General features: G+C 63.5%; 18 protein-coding genes. 12 read left to right on the top strand and 6 right to left on the bottom strand.

What is annotated here, in order from left to right:
* Positions 1-11 precede the first annotated feature (11 nt).
* The 4 genes from VT84_RS41010 (at position 12) to VT84_RS20820 (ending at position 3,146) form a co-directional block, all read left to right on the top strand.
* A complete protein-coding gene (locus VT84_RS41010; protein WP_239465426.1) occupies positions 12-644 on the top strand; it encodes a hypothetical protein in 633 nt (210 codons plus the stop codon).
* Positions 645-683: 39 nt separating this feature from the next.
* Entirely contained in the window at positions 684-1,448 is a 765-nt protein-coding gene (locus VT84_RS41005) for a hypothetical protein (protein ID WP_239465425.1), read from the top strand.
* Positions 1,449-1,502: 54 nt separating this feature from the next.
* Positions 1,503-2,192 carry a Uma2 family endonuclease gene (locus VT84_RS20825; protein WP_082840863.1) on the top strand — a complete coding sequence of 230 codons (690 nt, stop codon included), beginning with the start codon at positions 1,503-1,505 and terminating at the stop codon, positions 2,190-2,192.
* A 144-nt stretch (positions 2,193-2,336) separates the two neighbouring features.
* On the top strand, positions 2,337-3,146 hold the full coding sequence (locus VT84_RS20820; protein ID WP_082840862.1) for a hypothetical protein: 810 nt from the start codon (positions 2,337-2,339) through the stop codon (positions 3,144-3,146).
* 456 nt (positions 3,147-3,602) lie between these two features.
* Here the strand turns inward: VT84_RS20820 and VT84_RS20815 are convergent, their stop codons facing one another.
* Complete coding sequence (locus tag VT84_RS20815) at positions 3,603-4,607, bottom strand: Rieske 2Fe-2S domain-containing protein (protein ID WP_082840861.1); 1,005 nt, start codon at positions 4,605-4,607, stop codon at positions 3,603-3,605.
* Between the two features lie 102 nt (positions 4,608-4,709).
* On the opposite strand from VT84_RS20815, the gene VT84_RS20810 reads away from it, so the two are divergent.
* Together VT84_RS20810 and rsmA are read left to right on the top strand one after the other, a co-directional pair.
* A complete protein-coding gene (locus VT84_RS20810; RefSeq protein WP_082840860.1) occupies positions 4,710-5,312 on the top strand; it encodes a riboflavin synthase in 603 nt (200 codons plus the stop codon).
* A gap of 52 nt (positions 5,313-5,364) precedes the next feature.
* On the top strand, positions 5,365-6,282 hold the full coding sequence (rsmA, locus tag VT84_RS20805) for a 16S rRNA (adenine(1518)-N(6)/adenine(1519)-N(6))-dimethyltransferase RsmA (RefSeq protein WP_082840859.1): 918 nt from the start codon (positions 5,365-5,367) through the stop codon (positions 6,280-6,282).
* 90 nt (positions 6,283-6,372) lie between these two features.
* On the opposite strand, the gene VT84_RS20800 is transcribed toward rsmA, so the two are convergent.
* The 3 genes from VT84_RS20800 to VT84_RS20790 form a co-directional block, all read right to left on the bottom strand.
* Positions 6,373-7,338, bottom strand: a complete 966-nt coding sequence (locus VT84_RS20800) for a hypothetical protein (protein WP_052560819.1) — start codon at positions 7,336-7,338, stop codon at positions 6,373-6,375.
* Positions 7,339-7,635: 297 nt separating this feature from the next.
* Complete coding sequence (gene tpx, locus VT84_RS20795) at positions 7,636-8,151, bottom strand: thiol peroxidase (protein ID WP_052560818.1); 516 nt, start codon at positions 8,149-8,151, stop codon at positions 7,636-7,638.
* Positions 8,152-8,248: 97 nt separating this feature from the next.
* A complete protein-coding gene (locus VT84_RS20790; RefSeq protein WP_052560817.1) occupies positions 8,249-8,917 on the bottom strand; it encodes an LON peptidase substrate-binding domain-containing protein in 669 nt (222 codons plus the stop codon).
* 373 nt (positions 8,918-9,290) lie between these two features.
* Between VT84_RS20790 and pabB the strand changes: the two genes are divergently transcribed.
* The 5 genes from pabB (at position 9,291) to VT84_RS20765 (ending at position 13,752) form a co-directional block, all read left to right on the top strand.
* On the top strand, positions 9,291-10,688 hold the full coding sequence (pabB, locus tag VT84_RS20785; protein ID WP_052560943.1) for an aminodeoxychorismate synthase component I: 1,398 nt from the start codon (positions 9,291-9,293) through the stop codon (positions 10,686-10,688).
* Positions 10,689-10,783: 95 nt separating this feature from the next.
* A complete protein-coding gene (locus VT84_RS20780) occupies positions 10,784-11,353 on the top strand; it encodes a DUF447 domain-containing protein (RefSeq protein ID WP_052560816.1) in 570 nt (189 codons plus the stop codon).
* Positions 11,350-12,291 (top strand): hypothetical protein, encoded by a 942-nt coding sequence (locus VT84_RS20775; RefSeq protein WP_082840857.1) that lies wholly within the window; start codon positions 11,350-11,352, stop codon positions 12,289-12,291. The genes VT84_RS20780 and VT84_RS20775 overlap by 4 nt, the downstream gene beginning before the upstream one ends.
* Positions 12,292-12,352: 61 nt before the next feature.
* Positions 12,353-13,141, top strand: coding sequence for a hypothetical protein (locus tag VT84_RS20770; protein WP_082840856.1), 789 nt, complete (start codon positions 12,353-12,355; stop codon positions 13,139-13,141).
* A gap of 191 nt (positions 13,142-13,332) precedes the next feature.
* Positions 13,333-13,752 (top strand): hypothetical protein, encoded by a 420-nt coding sequence (locus VT84_RS20765; protein WP_082840855.1) that lies wholly within the window; start codon positions 13,333-13,335, stop codon positions 13,750-13,752.
* Between the two features lie 239 nt (positions 13,753-13,991).
* Here VT84_RS20765 and VT84_RS20760 read toward each other — a convergent pair whose 3' ends face one another.
* A complete protein-coding gene (locus VT84_RS20760; protein ID WP_082840854.1) occupies positions 13,992-15,380 on the bottom strand; it encodes a DUF1501 domain-containing protein in 1,389 nt (462 codons plus the stop codon).
* 98 nt (positions 15,381-15,478) lie between these two features.
* Positions 15,479-16,903 (bottom strand): DUF1501 domain-containing protein, encoded by a 1,425-nt coding sequence (locus tag VT84_RS20755; RefSeq protein ID WP_082840853.1) that lies wholly within the window; start codon positions 16,901-16,903, stop codon positions 15,479-15,481.
* A 705-nt stretch (positions 16,904-17,608) separates the two neighbouring features.
* On the opposite strand from VT84_RS20755, the gene VT84_RS20750 reads away from it, so the two are divergent.
* Positions 17,609-17,980: a hypothetical protein gene (locus VT84_RS20750; RefSeq protein WP_239465424.1), complete on the top strand. Its 372-nt coding sequence runs from the start codon at positions 17,609-17,611 to the stop codon at positions 17,978-17,980.
* Positions 17,981-18,373: the final 393 nt, after the last annotated feature.

The raw sequence follows: 18,373 nt of genomic DNA, 5'->3' as shown, positions 1-18,373 counted from the left end.
GGGAGCGGACAATGACCGAAGAGGAGTGGTTCGGATCGGCGGACGCGCGCCGGTTGGCGAGTTTCGCGGCGATGATGATGTCGGCACGGAAGTTACGGCTCTTTATGGTCGCGTGGTGCCGGTACAACTGGGTCCGCGTGACGAACCCGCTGGTGCGGCACGCCGCGGTACTCGCGGAGCAGTTCGTTGACGGGCACGCGCACAAGAATCAACTCGACATGATGTTCGACGGGGCGCGTTCGATTATTGCAGGCACGCTCGCCAGTTATCTGCTTTGGACGAATTCCGCCCAGTTGGGTGACTGTGTGGAAGGCTTTTGCCTCAACGACGCGAGCCTCGCTCCGCCACCAACCGACGACCAGGACGCAACGACCGCCCGACACCTCGTTCGAGCCGACATTTTCCGGGATATTGCGGGCAACCCTTTTAAGAGAGCGAAGTTCGACAAACGTTGGCGCACACAAACGGCCATGCTGCTCGCGCGGCAAATGTACGAGTCGCGCGACTTTAGCGCGATGCCCATTCTCGCGGATGCGCTCCAGGACGCCGGGTGCAGTAACACGGACGTCCTGAACCACTGCCACGGCGCCGGCCTCCATGTTCGGGGGTGCTGGGTGGTCGATCTCGTTCTCGGCAAGTCGTAACTCCGGTTCCCCGGCGCCGTGACACGCGGCGGAGGGAATATGACCAAACGATCCGATCGCCGGCGCCAGGAGCGGGCCGCGGAATTGTGGCACGCGGAGCAGGAGTGGCGCGCAGCAACCCGCTGTTCCGAACTGCTCGCGGTCGAAACCGACATTTCGGACCGGAAGTGGCGCCTGTTCGCGCTCGCGTGCTGCCGGGAGGTACTAGCGCTGTGCCCGGAACCGTGGCACCGGGAAGCGTTCGAGCAGACCGAACTCGTTGTCGATGGCCCGAATCCGGCGGCGCCGTGTCGGGGTAATTCTCAGCTCTGGGACACGTACAACTGGAGCCGCCGCTGGGGGGCTTGGGACGTGTGGTACGTGCGCCCGCACTCGCACCACTCGCTTCAGTCGCCCGGGGAAATGGCGGCCGAGCGGGCGCTGATCGATCTCGCGCTCTGGCTCGAAGGTAAACGCAGTCGGCACCAGATTTTCCAGAACGTGCTGCTCGCGCTGGCCTCGGGCGACAGCGCCGAAGCCGTTCAAGAGCGCGAAGCCCACGACGTTCGGTTCGCGGACGTGTTACACGAGATCGTTGGTGACCCGTTCGGGTGGATCGACTTCGACCCGAGCTGGCGCACCTCCAACGCGATGTACCTCGCGCGAATAATCTACGCGATCCAGGATTATTCCCTGATGCCGATTCTGGCCGACGCCCTGCAAGACGCCGGGTGCGAAATCGGCGACATCCTCGACCACTGCCGCGCGCCGGGCGCGCACGTGCGCGGGTGCTGGGTCGTGGATTTGGTGCTGGGCAAAACGTAACCGCCGTTGCGGGATGCGAGTTCGGGGCCGATAATTCGATGTGGAGGTACCCGAATGGCGACCGCGGTCACATTACCCGATTCTCCGCGCTCGGTTCCGATCGCACCGCGTTGGACGGTCGCGGATCTCTTGCAACAACTCGGTGACATTCCCGCCGACCGCGTGCGCCTGGACCCGCCACCGGGCCGGGCGACGTTCGGCGACCTGATTCGTGTGAACGAGGAGCGGAGCGGGCCGACGTGCGAGTGGGTCGACAACACGCTGGTGGAGAAGGCGATGGGGTTCCACGAATCGTGGCTCGCCATGATTATCGCGGGCGAACTGTACGCCTACCTCCGGACCAACGACCTCGGCATGTGCTCCGGACCGGACGGCGTAATGAAGGTGCTCCCCGGCATCGGGCGCGCGCCGGACGTGGCGTTCATCGCGTGGGCGAACCTGCCGGGCGGCAAACCGCCGCCGCGCGACGACAAGGTGCCCGCCATCGTTCCCGATCTGGTGATCGAGGTGCTGAGCGCATCAAACACGGATCGGGAGATGGCCCGCAAGCGCGACGAATACTTCCGCGCCGGTGTGAAGCGCGTTTGGGAGATCGATCCGGAATCTCGATCGGCGAACGTGTTCCGTGGGCCGGACACGGTGGCCCCCGTTCCGGTCGATGGTACTCTTGATGGTGAAGGCATTTTGCCGGGTTTTGTGCTCTCGCTGCGAGAATTGTTCGATCGGGCCGACCGGCGCTCGTGACTTGCGGCTTTTCTACTGGCGGGACTCCCCTCTTGATGGCGCGGGTGCGATAATACTCGGGCGTGACTGCCGGCGAGCGCCGCGGTCCCGTATTCTACCCACCTGTTGGTCGTCCGTTCGCATCCCGATCAAGGAGACACGTTCGTGACCAATTCTCTCCGCACCCTCGTCGGCTGCGCCGTGGTGGCTGCTGCGGGCTTGTGCCTCGTGAGCGGCCCGGCACCGGCCGGTACACCGGATTTGCCCAAGGATTCGTACAAGAAGGCCGCGGACGCCGACCTCAAGTTCCTCCAAACCCGGCTCGACGAACTCGCCAAGTCGGAGGAGCCGTTGCCCCGGTCCGCGAAACCGGCCGTCGGCGTCGCGCTGGTCCTCGCCGCCTACGCTGATGTTCTCGGCGACGCGACCCTGAAGGCCGACGTCATCAAGGTCGGCGAAGCGATCAACGCGAAGAAGTACAAGGACGCGGCGGAACTCGCGAAGAAGCTCGCGATCAAGCCGGGCACCGGGAAGGCCGGGGGTGATCTGCCCACGCTCCCCGCGTTCGAGGCGGCCAAGGACAAGGACGTGACCTACATGCCGACCACGATGAAACTGTTCACCAACACACTGGTCAGCAAGGTACCGAGCGGCCTGAACATCGAGAAGGATCTGAAGAGTTGGACCGCGAAGGGGAGCACGGTGAAACTCGACCCAGCCGCCGTCGAGATCCTGGCGGTGCGGTCCGCGGTGATTAACGAGTACATCCTCCACTACCCGAACGAGAAGGCCCGGACCAAGCCGGAGAGCGAGAAGGAGTGGAAGGCGATCAGCAAGCAGTCGGTCGACCTGAGCAAGGAGATCATAGCCGAAGCGACCAAGAAGACCCCGGACTCCAGGATGCTGCGCACCAAGCTGACGCTTCTCGAAGCGGCCTGCACCAACTGCCACGGCAAGTTTCGTTTCGATGACTGATTCGTTCAGTAATTTGATCAATGCGAACGGGAGGCTTTTGCCTCCCGTTTTTTTGAATCGTGGAAGCGGTTTCTCCCGTTTCTCAGTTGCGTTGCTATTTGGTTCGTAGAACTGCGACGGCCGCTCCGTTTTGGCCGCCATACGTCACGACTAGCCGCGCACCTGGATAGAAACGTATCACCGCCAAATTGCCGGTTCCACCGGCGGTCATTGACGCGGTAGCTTCGCCCAAAAGCGCTTCGACCTGATCCACTGTTTTGCCGACCAACTGTGCGGGTGGAATGGCTTGCTCTATTTCGGGTAGCGGTCCCGGAACGAAAGCACTGACCAAACAAATTATCGCGGAGATCATGCGGTCACCGTTAAAAGTTCGGTGGCTAATCGCAACCCGATCTGTGAATTCATCGATACCGGGCCGCGCTTTGATTGCTACTGAGTGTGCGGATCTCGTTGTAATTAGCGCAGTTCGGGCGCGCCCTTGATCCCGCGGTAAATGCGGGCGATGCGTTCGCGGGTCAGTCCGAGCACCTTGTCGAACCGGCTCAGTTTCAGCCCCTCGATGCTGGTACCGAAATCGGCCATGTGGTGGAGCATTGTCACGTCCGCGCGGACCTCGCGGTCGATCTCGCGGCGCATGAACCCGCGGGCCAACCGCAGCGCGCCCGCCGGGCCGGGGTACTTCGACTTCGCGAACGTGACCGAGAACACCCGCGTCGTCTTGTCGTCCTGCGGTACGAAGAAGATGTAGAGGCGCCAGCGCACCATCGACTCGCGCGACCCGTCCGGGCTGGTCCACCAGTGATCGAACACGGAGTACACCGGCGAGAACCGGGTGGTCCAGTGGTCGTGGAAGATGTCGCCGGCGCGCACCCCGAGGAGCCAGGCGAAAATGCGGTTGAGGCGCTTCGTCGGTCCGGCGTTCGTCACGCGCACGGTGTCGTCGGTCGACTCGAACTCGACTTTGACTTCGTGCAAGCGGTCCAGGTCGTAGCCGAAGGTGTCGTGAACGGTGCCGCTGTGCTCGATCTCGTTGAAGTTATCGACGGAGAGTTCGAGCGGTGCCGGAACCGTGTGCTCGAGCGTGCAGATCGGGAAGAACCCTTGCGGGTCGATGACCGGGAACTCCGGGGAGCTGTCGCGCGTCTTCAGCCAGACCAGCCCGTGCTCCTCGCGCACGTCGAAGCTCGTCATGCAGGTCGTCATTTTCGGCGTGGCCGGGCTTTCGCCGTTTCCACAAGCGTCGAACGTCCACCCGTGGTACTTGCACCGGAGCCGGTCGCCGACCACGTCTCCCGCGCTGAGTTTCAGGCGCCGGTGCGGGCACACGTCGGAGAGCGCGGCGGCCCGACCGTCTGCGGTACGGAACAGCGCCACCGGCGCCCCGGCTACGACGATCCCTACGGGTTTATTGCGCAAACGGCGGCTCAACAGGACCGGTTGCCAGTGGTCCAGCATCCCCATCAGCAAATCCTCTGCTAGAATGACTCCGTATTTTGTATCGGTTCACACGGGCGTGCGCGCGCATCCGGTTGTGCCGCTCGCCGTAACATCTGTAGACGCTCTATGTTTACCGGCCTCGTACAAGCGTTGGGTGAAGTGCGCGGAGTCGCGGACGTGCAGGGCGGGCGCCGGTTGCGCGTCGCCGAACCCGGCCTTGCGCCCGGGCTGCAATTGGGCGAAAGCGTTTCGGTGTGCGGCGCGTGCCTCACGGTCGTCGCGCGCGAGGGCGACACGTTCGACTTTGAAGTCGGCCCGGAAACGCTGGTGAAAACCACCCTCGGCCGACTCGCGGTCGGCGACCGCGTGAACCTGGAGCGCGCGCTCCGCGTGGGCGACTCGCTCGGCGGGCACTTCGTAACCGGCCACGTCGATTGCGTCGGGAAGGTGCTCGAAGAAATCGTGACCGGCGAGTGGATCACGGTCTGGTTCGGGTTCCCGCCAGAATTCGAGGATTTACTCGTGGGGAAAGGCTCGGTCGCCGTGGACGGCGTGAGCCTCACGCTCGTGGACGTGCAGCGCGACCGGTTCAGCATCATGCTAATCCCGCACACGCGCGCCCACACCACGCTCGGGTTCAAGAAGCCCGGCGACGCGGTGAACCTGGAGTTCGACCTGCTCGCCAAGCACGTTCAGAAATTGTTCAAACGAGTTAGCCTCACCATTTAGGCGAACCGGGCAGAGCGTTAATACTCGGTTCTGCCCGTTCGCTCGGAGTCGTATGTCAGACACCCCGCCTGCTCCTGGTTCCGCCCCCGCGCCGCGTCAAACGCTCTCGTACCTGCACGGGCTTTTTGAAGCCTACGGGCTGGAGGCGAAGAGCAAACTCGGCCAGAACTTCCTCATCGACCTGAATCTGCTCGACCTGATCGTCCGCACCGCGGAACTCGACCAGAGCGACGCGGTCCTGGAGGTCGGTACCGGCACCGGTTCGCTCACGGCCAAGCTCGCGGACGCGGCGGGCGCGGTGGTCACGGTGGAGATCGATCGCTCGCTTCAACCGGTCGCGAAGGAGATCGTCGGCGAGCGCCCGAACGTGAAGTTCGTGTTCGGCGACGCGCTCGCGAAGAAGAACGAGCTGAACCCCGACATGCTCGTCGCCTGGGACGAGGCCGTGAAAGGGGCGAACTGCACGCGCAAGAAGCTGGTCGCGAACCTGCCCTACGTGATCGCCACGCCGCTCATCAGCAACCTGCTCATCACCCGGACCGACATCGATCGCATGGTCGTGATGGTGCAGTGGGAGATCGCGGAGCGGATGCGCGCGGTGCCGAACACGAAGGACTACAACGCGCTGTCGGTGCTCGTGCAGAGCGTCGCGGACGTGGAGACCGTGCGCAAGGTGCTCCCCTCGAACTTCCACCCGCGCCCGAAGGTGGATTCGGCGATCGTGCTCATCAAGCCGAACGCGGAGAAGCGCGCGAAGGTCGGCGACGTGATGAAGTTCCGCGTGTTCCTGCGCGACCTGTACGTTCACCGGCGGAAGAACCTGCGCCAGGCGCTGGTCGGCTGGCCGTCGGGGGCGCGCGAGAAGAAGGACGTGGACGCGAAGCTCGCCGAACTGGGGATCGACGGCACCCTGCGGAGCGAAGCGCTGGACCTCGAACAGCACCTGCGCTTGAGCGCGGCGTTCGGTTAATCGGTGAGGTGAACCCCGCCCACAAGGGCGGTGGGTCGGGTTTATGTGCCCCACCCACCGCCCTTGCGGGCGGGGTTCGCTGTCAATCGGTTAGCGGCTCACGACCTTGTAGTCCACGGTGTCGCGGTCGCCGACGCTGATCTTCTTGTGGTACGTCGCTTGGGTGCCCTCGCCGACGTACAGGTACCAGTCCCCGGCCGGCAGGCGCAGGTCGAACTCGCCGAAGGCGTTCGCGGTCACGTACTGCTTCTGGTCCGGCTTCTCCGCGTTCATGAACACGACCTTCGCTCCGGCCCGCGGGGTGATCTGGTCGTTGAGGACCACTTCGCCGCGCACCGACACGACGCTGCTGCGGCTCACCGTGCGCTCCGGGCGCACCTTCGCGGTGCTCGGGCGCGGGTTCGACATGTTGTTCGGCGTGGACGGCACGTTCGTCGGCGGAATCGTGCTGTCCGACCCACCGCCGGGCATCACGCCGGGGGTGCTTTCGCGGAACTGTTCGACGGTCGGGCCGCTCGGGGCGCCCATCGGTGGGAGCGGGTAGAAGCTCGTGCCGGTCGGGGCCGGCGGGTAGTAGTAGCTCACGACCGGCTGCTGGTAGTTGACCTGCTTCAGGGTCGTGACCGGGACCATCGCGCACCGCTCCACGTAGCTCGTCACCGAGTTGCACTGGCTGCGGAGTTTGTAGGCGGTCGTCGGGGTGCAGACCTTCTGCGGGCACCCGGTGCACGGGTCATAGTAGGTGCTGTACTTGTACTCGGTGACCGGCTCGTAGTAGTAGCTCGTCACCTTCTTCGTCACCGGCTCATAGTAACTCTTGCGGACGTACTCGGTGACCGGTTGGTAGTAGCTGCGCTGCACGTAGCTCACCCGCATCTCGGGCTGCGGGCACGGTTGGGGGCAGGCTTCGGGCGCGGCGTAGTAGCTGGCCCGCGGCTTGTTACAGTCGTTACAGCACACTTGAAACACGTTGTCCCAGGCGGCCGTGGCGCGGCTCGGCGCGGCGAGGGCGGTGCCGAGTGCCAGTGCGAGCCCCGCACATCGGGTCAGGTTCATGGTGCGATCTCCAATGGTGCATTTCTCTGCGCCCCGGGCGCGGGCGTGCGTCTACATCAGAGTAATTCGTGCCAAACGCCGAACAAACTGTTTTAGGTCGCGGCACAACCCGGACAGCCGGCAGTAGTCGCTACAAGCGGTAGAGTCTGCACATTCGGCCATAGTTCGCCATCTTCCGGTGGAACTGGGCAAGATGGGCGAGCAGAAAATTGAATTGTAAAAAGGATATGTGCGAACGAAACGACCGGGGCGGGAAGACATCTTCCCGCCCCGGTCGTTTGTATTCTCGTCAGCGTGTTACTTCGCGGCGGCCTTGAGCGCGGCGAGCGCGGCGTCGTAGTTCGGGTGGTTGGTCACTTCGGGAACGTATTCGGCGTAGGTCACCTTTCCGGCGCCGTCGACAACGAAGACGGCGCGTGTGAGGAGCTTCAGAGGCAGCCCCTTTTCAATAAGGACGCCCCAGTTCTTGCCGAACGAGTGGTCGTGAACGTCCGAAACGGTCTTCATCGTCGCGATGCCCTCGCTCGTGCAGAACCGGTTCTGCGCGAACGGGAGGTCGAGGCTCACCGTGTAGCACGCGACCGTGTCGCCGAGTGCCTTGATGCCCTCGTCGAACTTCTTGGTCTGCATGCTGCAAACACCGGTGTCGAGCGACGGTACAACGCTGAACAACCGGGCCTTGGCCGGGGTGTCCGCGAGCGTGACGGCCGAAAGCCCTTGCAGGCCAGTGTAAGCCGGGGCGGTGTCGCCGGCCTTCAGTTCGTTACCTGCCAGTTCGACCGCGTTGCCCTTGAACGTGACGGTGCGTGCCATTGCGAGTTCTCCTGGGAGAGTCGTGGTTTCGGCTCTTCAGCAACTGACCGTGGGGTGATTTATACGAACGCGCCCCGCCCGACACAAAATACCGCGGCTAATTCGCACTAAACGGCGGGGGGAACGGGCGGTCGGCGCGGGCCGCGGAGACGCGGAGGGCGTCGGCAATGGTCGTCGCGCGCCGGTCCGCGTGCGGTTCCGCCAGGAGCGATTGTTTCAGTTCGACTGGCAACGGCAGCGCGAACGCGAGCACGTCGCATACGTGGCCGAGCGGCATGTCGCCGTCGAAGAGTTCTTCGAGTTGGCGCTTGGAAGGCGAATCATTCTCGAATCGCGGCAGGACTGCCTTTGCGAGTTCGCGCCGCAAGCGCGTCAGTAAGGCGAGGTCGTCCGGCGCGGTGTCGGGGATCAGTTCCACGCGGGCCGTGCGGTAGGGCACGTCGTGATCCAGTTCCGCAAGGATGCGTGCGCGACTGATCCCGCGGAGCCGTAGGTTGTACTTCCCGTCGATGAGCTTTTCCGACCACACAATCTGCCCGATGCACACAACCGGTTCGATCGGCGGGCGCGGAGCGGGTTCGTCCTGGTCGGCGCAGAGCAGGGCCATTGTGATAAGTTTGTCGCCCGCGAGCGCGTCAGCAGTCATTTGCCGGTACCGCGGCTCGAAAATGTGCAAACCCTGCACGACGTGCGGGAACAGCACGAGGTTCGGGAGCGGGAACAACCGGACGGAACCGGTGAACCCGCGGAGCGCATCGTCATTCATGAAACGCACCCGCCGGGAGGTGTGGTGGGCGCCGATCAGTATAAGCGAGTTGGGTCGCCGAGCCAGCCAAGAAGCGCATTCTCTGAGGGGCTTGGCGAACGGTCGGTGTGAGCTGGCCGGTGATAGGTTGCGCGGTTGCTGGCGAGTCCCGCCCACAAGAGCGGTGGGTTGCACTGCGCAAACGGGTATTGGTGAACCCCGCCCGCAAGGGCGGCGGGTGGAATGACCCGCCGCCCTTGCGGGCGGGGTTCACCGTGCCTCAGCACACAACAACCGATCACAGCCGGTGCGGACTCGCGGTGTGCCACCGGACGCGCGCTGTATACTTCACTGCATGGATTCCGGCCCCCCACTCCAGTTCGACGCGGTGCCCGTGCCGACACCGCCGGGCGGTCCGCTCGCGGTCGAACTCGTTCCGCCCCCGGACCCGTGGGCCGTCGCACGCAAACTGGCGCACCTCCCGCACCTGTTGTTCCTCGATTCCGCCGAAAAGCACGCCGACCGTGGGCGGTACTCGTATGTGAGTGCCGATCCCTACGGCATCGCCAGTGATTTCGCCAGTCGGCGCCAGATGGAGACCGTGCCGCGTCATATTGCTGCCATTTCGGGGCTACCACCGTTTCAAGGGGGATACGCCGGACTGTTCGGTTACGGTTTGGGACGTCACTTCGAGCGAATCCACGCTACGAAGTTCGATGAATTCGAGGTGCAGGAACTCGCACTAGGCCGTTACGACTGGGTGTTTTCATTCGACCACCACCAACGTCGTGCTTGGATCGTGTCAACCGGCGAGATAGGGATTGAGTGGCCGAAACAGGTCGAACGCGCCGGTAGCCGCTTACGCGACGTGTTGGCTTGGTTGTCTCGCCCCTACGAAATGCGATTGTGTGATCGAGAGTACCTTTCGGATCTCCCTGAATCCGCACTCGCCCCCCAACACCCGCTCCCCGGTTTCCCCGGCGTTACGAGCAACTTCGACCGCGCCGGCTACGAGGCCGCGGTCCGGCGCGCGGTGGAATACGTCCACGCGGGCGACTGCTTCCAGGTGAATCTCTCGCAGCGACTACTCGCACCGCTCCGCGAACACCCGCTCGAACTCTACAGCCGGCTTCGTGCTTTGAACCCGGCCCCGTTTGCGGGGTACTTCGACCTTGGCGAGTTCCAGATTCTCAGCGCGTCGCCGGAACGCTTCTTGCGTGTCCACCCCGACGGCGCAGTCGAAACGCGACCGATCAAGGGCACGCGCCCGCGCGGAAAGACGCCCGAAGACGACGCGGCCCTGATCCGCGACCTCTCCACCAGCCCGAAGGACCGGGCCGAAAACGTGATGATCGTGGACCTGCTCCGCAACGACATCGGCCGGGTTTGCGAGTTCGGGTCGGTGAAGGTGCCGCGCGTGTGCGAAGTGGAAACGTTCCGTTTCGTGCATCACCTCGTTTCGGAAGTTCGCGGGAAGCTTCGCGCCGGGCTTGGTCCGCTCGATTTGCTCCGAGCGACGTTCCCCGGCGGGAGCGTGACGGGCGCGCCGAAAGTGCGGGCGATGGAGATCATCGCGGAACTGGAGCCGACCGCACGCGGACCGTACTGCGGCAGCCTCGGCTGGATCGGGTTCGACGGCGCGATGGACACGAATATCCTGATCCGGACGTTCACCGCGGGTCGCGGGTGGGTGCAGTTCCCCGTGGGCGGGGGAATCGTGGCCGACAGCGACCCCGCACGCGAGTACGAAGAAACCCTGCACAAAGCCGCCGGATTACTGCGAAGTTTGTGAGTTCCAAGTTCCAGGTTCCAGGTTGAAGATCTCACAGAGCTGTGACGGTGTTAACTTGGAACTTGGAACTTGGAACCTGGAACTTGGAACCCGTGATGATTCTCGAAGGTCTTGTAACCACACTCGATGCGACCGGCGCGCCGCACCTCGCACCGATGGGGCCGCGCGTGGGCCCGGACTTCGCGCGGTTCACACTCCGCCCGTTTCCAACGTCCAATACGTACCAGAACTTGCTCCGCCACCGCGAGGGCGTGCTCCACGTGACCGACGACTCGCTACTTTTGGCACGGGCCGCGATCGGGGCCGTGGGCGCTATCCCGCCAACACGCCCGGCCGATCGCGTGCGCGGGTTCGTGCTGACCGATTCGTGCCGGCATTTCGAGTTCGTGGTGAAATCAGTCGATGCGTCCAGCGAGCGCGTGACTCTGGAAGCCGAAGTGGTTCACGCGGGGCGCACGCGCGACTTCTTCGGCTTCAACCGCGCGAAGCACGCGGTCGTTGAGGCCGCGATTCTTGCGACGCGACTACACTTTCTCCCCCTCACGGAAGTCGCGGCCGAGTTCGCGAAGCTCCGGGTAATTGTGGGCAAAACGGGCGGACCGGACGAACACGCCGCAATGGACCTGCTCGAAGCGAAGTTGCGCGAAGTGGAGGCGGGTCGATGATTCGCGTGGTCGCGCCGAGCCGGTTGCACTTCGGGTTGTTTCGGGTGCCAGTCGCGGGTGAATCAGAAGCAGGCTCGCGGGCCTTCGGCGGCGCGGGCCTGATGATCGAACAGCCCGGCGTGGTCGTGACCGTTCGGCCCGCGGATTCGTGGCAGTTCGAGGGGCCGCTCGCGAGCCGGGCGCAGGTCTTCGCGATGCGCTTCATGCTCGCGCTGCCCGAAGAACGACGGCGGCCGTTTCAAGTGCTGGTGGAACGCTGCCCGGCGGAACATACGGGGCTGGGCGTGGGGACGCAGCTCGGTTTGGCGATTGCGAAGGCACTGGCCGTCGCGACCGGAGGGGGAGACGAACTACTCTCGACGGACCTCGCGGCACGGATCGGGCGCGGGGAACGGTCCGCGATCGGTGTTCACGGGTTCGATCAGGGCGGACTGCTCATCGACAGGGGCAAACTACCGGGAGAGGGCGTCTCCCCACTGTTCGGCCAGCTCCCGCTTCCGAGCGAATGGCGCGTGGTTCTGTTCACACCGGCCGGTGCCGGGCACTGGCACGGGGCCAGTGAGCGCCAGGCGTTTGCGACCGCGGTTCCGGGTGATCCGGAGGCGCTGAGGCGATTGGCCGAAACTGTACTTTGGCCCGCCGCGCAGCGTGAGGACATCGACGCCTTCGGCGAAGCGGTTCACGAGTTCAACCGGAAAGCCGGCGAGCCGTTCAGCGCGGCCCAGGGCGGGGAGTACGCTTCACCCGATATTGCGGCGCTGATCGAAGACGTGCGCGCGACCGGCGTGCGAGGGGTGGGGCAGAGTTCGTGGGGGCCGACGGTGTTCGCGATCACCCCTGATAGCGATACGGCACTGTCACTTACGCTGCGGTTCCGGAGTCGAGTTCCCTGCTTCGTGACTCGTATTTCCACCGGGCACAGCGTGGAACGAGCGTGAATTCGTGCGAACCGCGTGTTGATGAAGGGTGTCCGCTCCTGTGACCTCAACAGGAGTCGTCATGCGGGCGGACATGGGAAAAGTGCTGGTCGAGCGTCCGCGCCTCGGCCGCCGGCGCGCGGACAGTTGGCCCGGCAAGGGCTACCGCAAGCAGCTAAAACAGTACGAAGACGCGGGCGACGACCCACCCCAACGCGAAGGCATCAAAAGCAGTTACGGACACGGGAGGAAATCCTTCAACGAACACCTCGGCCCGCTCCGCCGGTTCCTCGAAACGAACGTCGGGCGCCCGTGGAACAAGATCTATTCGGAAATCTGCCAGTTCGTTGATCGCGGCAACGTCGTTCAAAAGCACATCCTCACGCACCTCTTCCAGTACGTCGTTACGGACGTGATCCTGATCGACGGTGAGCCGTGTCGCGGTCAACCACACTACCGCAATTACGGCCAATCCCTGCGCACGAGCGACTACCGCTATCAGTGGTACGTCTGCCCGAAATCGGGTTTGCTCCGCGCGAGTCGGTACGTCCCGCGCAAGCGCCGCGAGCCGCCGGAACCGCCGCGTCGCGTGGTGCTGAACAAGACGCAGATGTGTCTGTTCCTCAACGGGCAGTGGGAACTCGTGACCGTGGCGCCGATCCCCACCCCCACCTCTCCGCAATACGTTCGAGACGTGATCCGCAATCGCCAGATTTGGTGCTACACCAGCCCTGACGCAGAGGCCGTGCGGTTCTACGGCGCGAACGTGTATGCGACCGCGCGCCGGCCGCTGGCGCGTCGGGAGTTGCTCGCGCTGCCGATTCCCATCGAATGGCTCGGGAAAGTGAAAAACACGAACCGCCGCCCTTGATTTGATCTTTTGTCCACTGGTATAATGCCGCAGTAACCGGGCTTTTTGGGAGTGAAGAAACTGATTCGTGTTTGTGTTTGACCCAATAGGTAACAAAGGGGGACGGTCAGAGTGCCTGCTGAAAAAAGAACCTGCTGACGCAGCCTGCCAGGGGAACGTTCCCGAGGCGCGGCAGTGACGGAGAAAGAAGGATGGCAAGCGACGTACAGTTGAAGGTGTCGTTCAGAGGCGAGGAGGACTTCCTCATCGAATTCCCGGACGAGTCCATCACCGTCAGTGTACCCTATACCCCTGTCGAAGAAGGCCGTTTCCGGCTGGACGGCGTGCCGCTCGGCGTCGAAGCCGCTGGCTTCAAGGATGTCATTGAGGCAGAGTTGGTGGAGGAAGGTAAACTCCGCTTCCAGCGTGTCGTCGAACCGTCCAATTGGCGAACCTACGAATTCATCTTGCCGGCACATCGAATCGATACCGAGTGGGGACAGTTCCTGCTCCAAGAACTGGATGCCCAAGGCGGTCACTGGGAGCGGATGTTCGGTGGGCTACTTTTCACCTGCATTCCGCCGGGTTTGGACTTGGACCCGACGCCGTGGGTGAACGACGTGTCGTTGTGAGATGAGGCTATCGGGTGAATGATCTGGAAATTGAGGCGCAATCGAGTCCGGTACCCCAAGAATTGTGCTGGATGTTAGCCGCGCCGGGCAAAATTCGCAGGGAAATCGCAGTTTTGAACGCCCCAATCCGGGAATGTTAGCCAATGTTAGCATCGCGCCACCCACCACAAATGACACGCGACACTGATTCGGTATAGTGTTTGTTTGTGCGAATTTTGTGCGTATGTGGCGATGGCCTTCTAGCCGTTTAACCCGCGAATCGGTGTGTAGTCCGCCATCGCGAGTAGTTCCCGGCTGACGCCGCGTGTGACCCGGAGTTTGCCCACATCGAACAACGTGTGCATAACGGTACCGATCAGGTTCTGGACGCTAACCGGCTCCGAGTTCGGGTCGCCGCCGTTCGCGGACGATTTGCCGATCACCGCGCCCTCTGGCAACCCGCCGCCGGCCAGCAGCAGTGGTCCCAGGTTGCCCCAGTGGTCGCGCCCGCCCTTGTCGTTGAGGCGCGGCGAGCGGCCCATCTCCCCGCACACCACGAGCAGCACCTTGTCTTCCAGTCCGCGTGCGCGGAGATCGTCGAGAAACGTGCTTACCGCGTGGTCGAGCGACGGTGCCATGTAGCCCATACCCTCGGTCATGTGGGCGTTGTTCTGGTCCGCGTGCATGTCCCACACGAAGTTCGTGGTGACCGTGACGAACCCGGCCCCGCGCTCGACCAGCCGGCGCGCGAGCAGCATGAGCTTGCCGAGCGATTTGGCGTTGTCGGTGTAGTGCTGGTGATTGTTCCACTTTTTGTCGATCTTCGTCACGTCGAACAGGCGCGCGGTGTCGTATTTTTCCAGCGTTTTGACGTCTTCTTTGCCGATGTCGAACGCCTCTCCGACGCCACCGAGGAGGATGCTGAACGCCTTCTGCCGGGCCGCGTCCAGCGCGTCGACTTCGAGCCCCTTTTTGACTTGGTCGAAGCCGGTAAGCAGCGCGCGACGGTCGTCGAGCCGGTCCATCGGCAGGTTGAGCTTCATGTCGTTCTTGAGTGCGCCGTTGCCGTCCGGTTGGAACGGGGCCGTGCTCGCGGGGAACGGTCCGTGCGCGTTAAACTTGCCGAACCCGCTCTGTTCTATTCCCGCTGCGGGATCGACCGCACGCGGGAACAGCACGCAGTTGAGCGGCATTCCGGTCGCGGGGTTGTTGCTACCCGCGGCACTCGCGAAGGCGCTGCCGAGGTTCGCGCCGAACGAGTCCTTGCCGACGATGGTCTTGATGTCGTGGTTCGCGTCACCGGGTACGAACGACCGCACGACGCACAATCGGTTGGCTCTCTGGGCGAGTTTCGGGAACGTGCCCCCGAACGTGACACCCGGAATCGCGGTTTTGATCTCCCCGGTCGCGCTGCGGATCTCGACCGGCGCACTCATCTTCGGGTCGAACGTCTCGAACTGACTCGGTCCGCCGTGGAGGAAGAGGAACACGACCGACTTGTCCGTGACCGGCTTACCGGCCTCGGAGAGCTTCGTGCCGGCCCGTGCGGTGGGAACGCATTGCGCCAGCGAGAGCCCGCCGAGCGCGAGTGACCCGACGCGGAGAAAGTCCCGCCGACCGAGTCGAGCCGAGTCACCGAAACGCAGCATGGGTACCTCCTGGTCGACTTGGATCGGGTGAACCCCGCCCGCAAGGGCGGCGGGTACCTCTCACAAGTAGTGCCACCCGCCGCCCTTGCGGGCGGGGTTCACCTCAATATTCCACGGATCGGTTTCCCGCCGTGGGAGATGTGTTGGGGGCGGTTGGTGTGGTCGGGCACCATGCTTTCGGGGTCGACGCCGACCAGTTCGTACACGGTCGAAACGAGGTCGCCGGCCGAAACCGGGTGGTCGGCCGGGAACGCGGCGATCTTGTCCGTGGTGCCGTGAACCACACCGGGCTTCGTTCCGCCGCCCGCGAACAGGCAGAACCCGCACTGCGGCCAGTGGTCGCGGCCCGCCTTGCCGTTAACCCGGGGCGTGCGGCCCATGTCACCGGTTACCACGACGAGCGTGCTGTCGAGCAGCCCGCGTTCCCGGAGGTCGTCGATCAGCGCGGAGAGGGCACGATCGAGGAACGGAAGGAGCACCCCCTTCAGCATGTTGAAGTTGTTTTCGTGCGTGTCCCAGTGACCGTTGGGCCGCGCTTCGGTGTGAATGGTGACGAACGTGACACCCGCTTCGACCAACCGCCGCGCGAGCAGCACGCTCTGGCCGAAAAGGTCGTTGCCGTAACGGTCGCGGAGCTTGTGCGGCTCGTGCGACAGGTCGAACGCGGTCTTCGCTTTGGGCGAAAGCAGCAGGTCGAACGCGGCGTCGCGCCGGGTCGCGTGGTGGGCGTCGAGTTGTGCGGCTTTCGCGTCGAGTTGCTGCACGAGCGACCGGCGCGTGTTCAGTGCGTCGAGCGTCATCCCGCCGTCGATCTTGGGCAATCGCGGTTCGCCGAGTGGGGTAATGGTGTGGCTGTAGAAGTCCTTGCTCTCGGTGATCGATTCGCTCGCGTGCGCGTCGGCGGTGCTGGATACGGGATCGAACCGGGGGCCGAGGTAGCCGCCATACGGTCCGGCCCGGCGCAGCCCCTGCGTGTAGCCGGGCGCTGCGGGAAGCATGACGTAGCCGGGCAGGTCGTGTCCGCGCCCGACGCCGAAGAACTGGCACACGCTCGGCACGCTGGGGTGGTTCGTGGGGCGCGCGAAGTAGTCGGTTTGGTCGTGGCCGCCGTCGAAGCCGGTCATCACGCCGTAAGGGTTGTGCGAGTTGTACTTGTGCGAAACGGATCGCACGACTGTCATTTGATCGAGTCGGCGAGCGAGGAGCGGCAGGTGCTCGCAGACCCGCACGCCCGGCAATACAGTGGGGATCGACTTGAACTCCCCGCGAATCTCCGGCGGCGCGTCCGGCTTCATGTCGAACGTGTCGATGTGGCTCGGCCCGCCGAAGAGATCGAGCAGGATGACCGCCTTCGCGTGCGGGGTCTTCTTCGTGGCGGCAGGTGCCTCGTTCGTTCTTCTCGCCGCAGCGACGGGGGGACTTATCACTCCAGGCAGGAGTGCGGCAAGCGAACCGGCTCGCAGGAGGTCGCGTCGGCTAATACCGTCGCACGCGGCCGATGAGTGGCCAAGAACCCGGAGCATGGGAGAGGCCGTGGAGGGAGGTTTTGGTGGGTGGGCGATACCGGCGGATGTGTGAGAGCGTACCCGCGCTTCAGGTGAGCTTCAAGAAGAAATCGGAATGTCCCGAGCTATTAGCTATTGGGTGAGGTCCAGGTGGTCTCGGAAACATCGACCCCCCGTCGAAAGATGTGTGCCATGTTAGTCGGGGCACCCGCACGGCCTTGCAAAGTCCGCTGGTGAACCCGAACCGGTTCAGTCTATGAGGGCGCCGGAACACAGTGCCCAGGGTGGAAGCCCTGAGCAACGAACTCCGGCCGCTCCGCGGAGTGAAAGACATTGGGGGCATTTGCTTTTGGCTCGGTTAGGGGCCGACTGGCGTAGCACAAGGCGGAAACGCCGTGCGCCCTGTGCTTACGGTCCGCACGGAATCGGTCATGCTGAGATCGGGAAGGGAACGAGATGACCGAAGCAGAATGGCTGGTGTGCGAAGCCTCAAGAACGATGCTGGAGTTTGCTCAGGATCGGGCGAGTGCGCGCCAGTTGCGACTGTTTGCTGTCGCGTGTGGGAGGTTGGTCAGTCACTATCAATCGTATCCTCAAGCGGACTCCGTCTTCGGTCTCAGTGAGGAGTACGCGGATCGCAAAGTCGATGGGACTGCGTTGCGCGCAGCGCGAGAACGGGCGAGAGTAGACATCGAAGGGGTACTGTCGGTCAATGAAAGTGTCATGCGAAACACAATTCGGGCAGCGGAACTCACAACCGAGGACGACGCTGCTTGGGCCGCAGAGGGTGTTCTGGGCTACGTGAGAGTTATGCTCGGACCGATCTCCGAATGGACGCTCAGCCGTCTGGCACGCGACATCTTCGGAAACCCCTTCCGCACTGTGTCGTTCTCTCCCGCGTGGCGCACCTCTATGGCCGTCGCGCTGGCGGGGCAGATGTACGAGTCGCGTGACTTCAGCGCGATGCCAATCCTCGCCGACGCGCTCCAGGACGCGGGCTGTGACGACGCCAATGTGCTGGACCACTGTCGCGATACCAACGCGCCGCATGTGCGCGGGTGCTGGCTCGTGGATCTGGTGTTGGGGAAGGAATAGGCGGTAAAAGAGAAGGGTGGGCATGCAGTCATAGTTTATGTGGTAATATTTTCACTAGTGGTATTGATTGACCTGGCTTGATGGGCGTAGAATGCCTGGATCGGGCGTAGTGTGCTGGTAGCGGTTCGATTCGTGTAACAAAAAGGGGTGCCCGGAGGCGTGAATGTTAGCCGTTCTCTGTAACGAATTGCATTTTCGCCAATGGTTTTCGTGCTTTTCCGGCAGGCGGGGCCAATGTGTTAGCAAATGTTAACCTCCGAGATGGAGCGTAGGTTGTACCGGGTTGACGATCTCGTGTGGACGAATCGGGCGGGAACGCGAAGTACCTCGGCCCTGATCGCGGAACCACAGGTCTCACATCGAACCCATGTTCGTATTGTTGATGAGAGGGCG

The sequence above is a fragment of the Gemmata sp. SH-PL17 genome (assembly GCF_001610855.1).
Classification (GTDB): Bacteria; Planctomycetota; Planctomycetia; order Gemmatales; family Gemmataceae; genus Gemmata; species Gemmata massiliana.
Note: the sequence above shows the minus strand (reverse complement) of the source record. Positions and strands in the feature narration are given on the sequence as shown.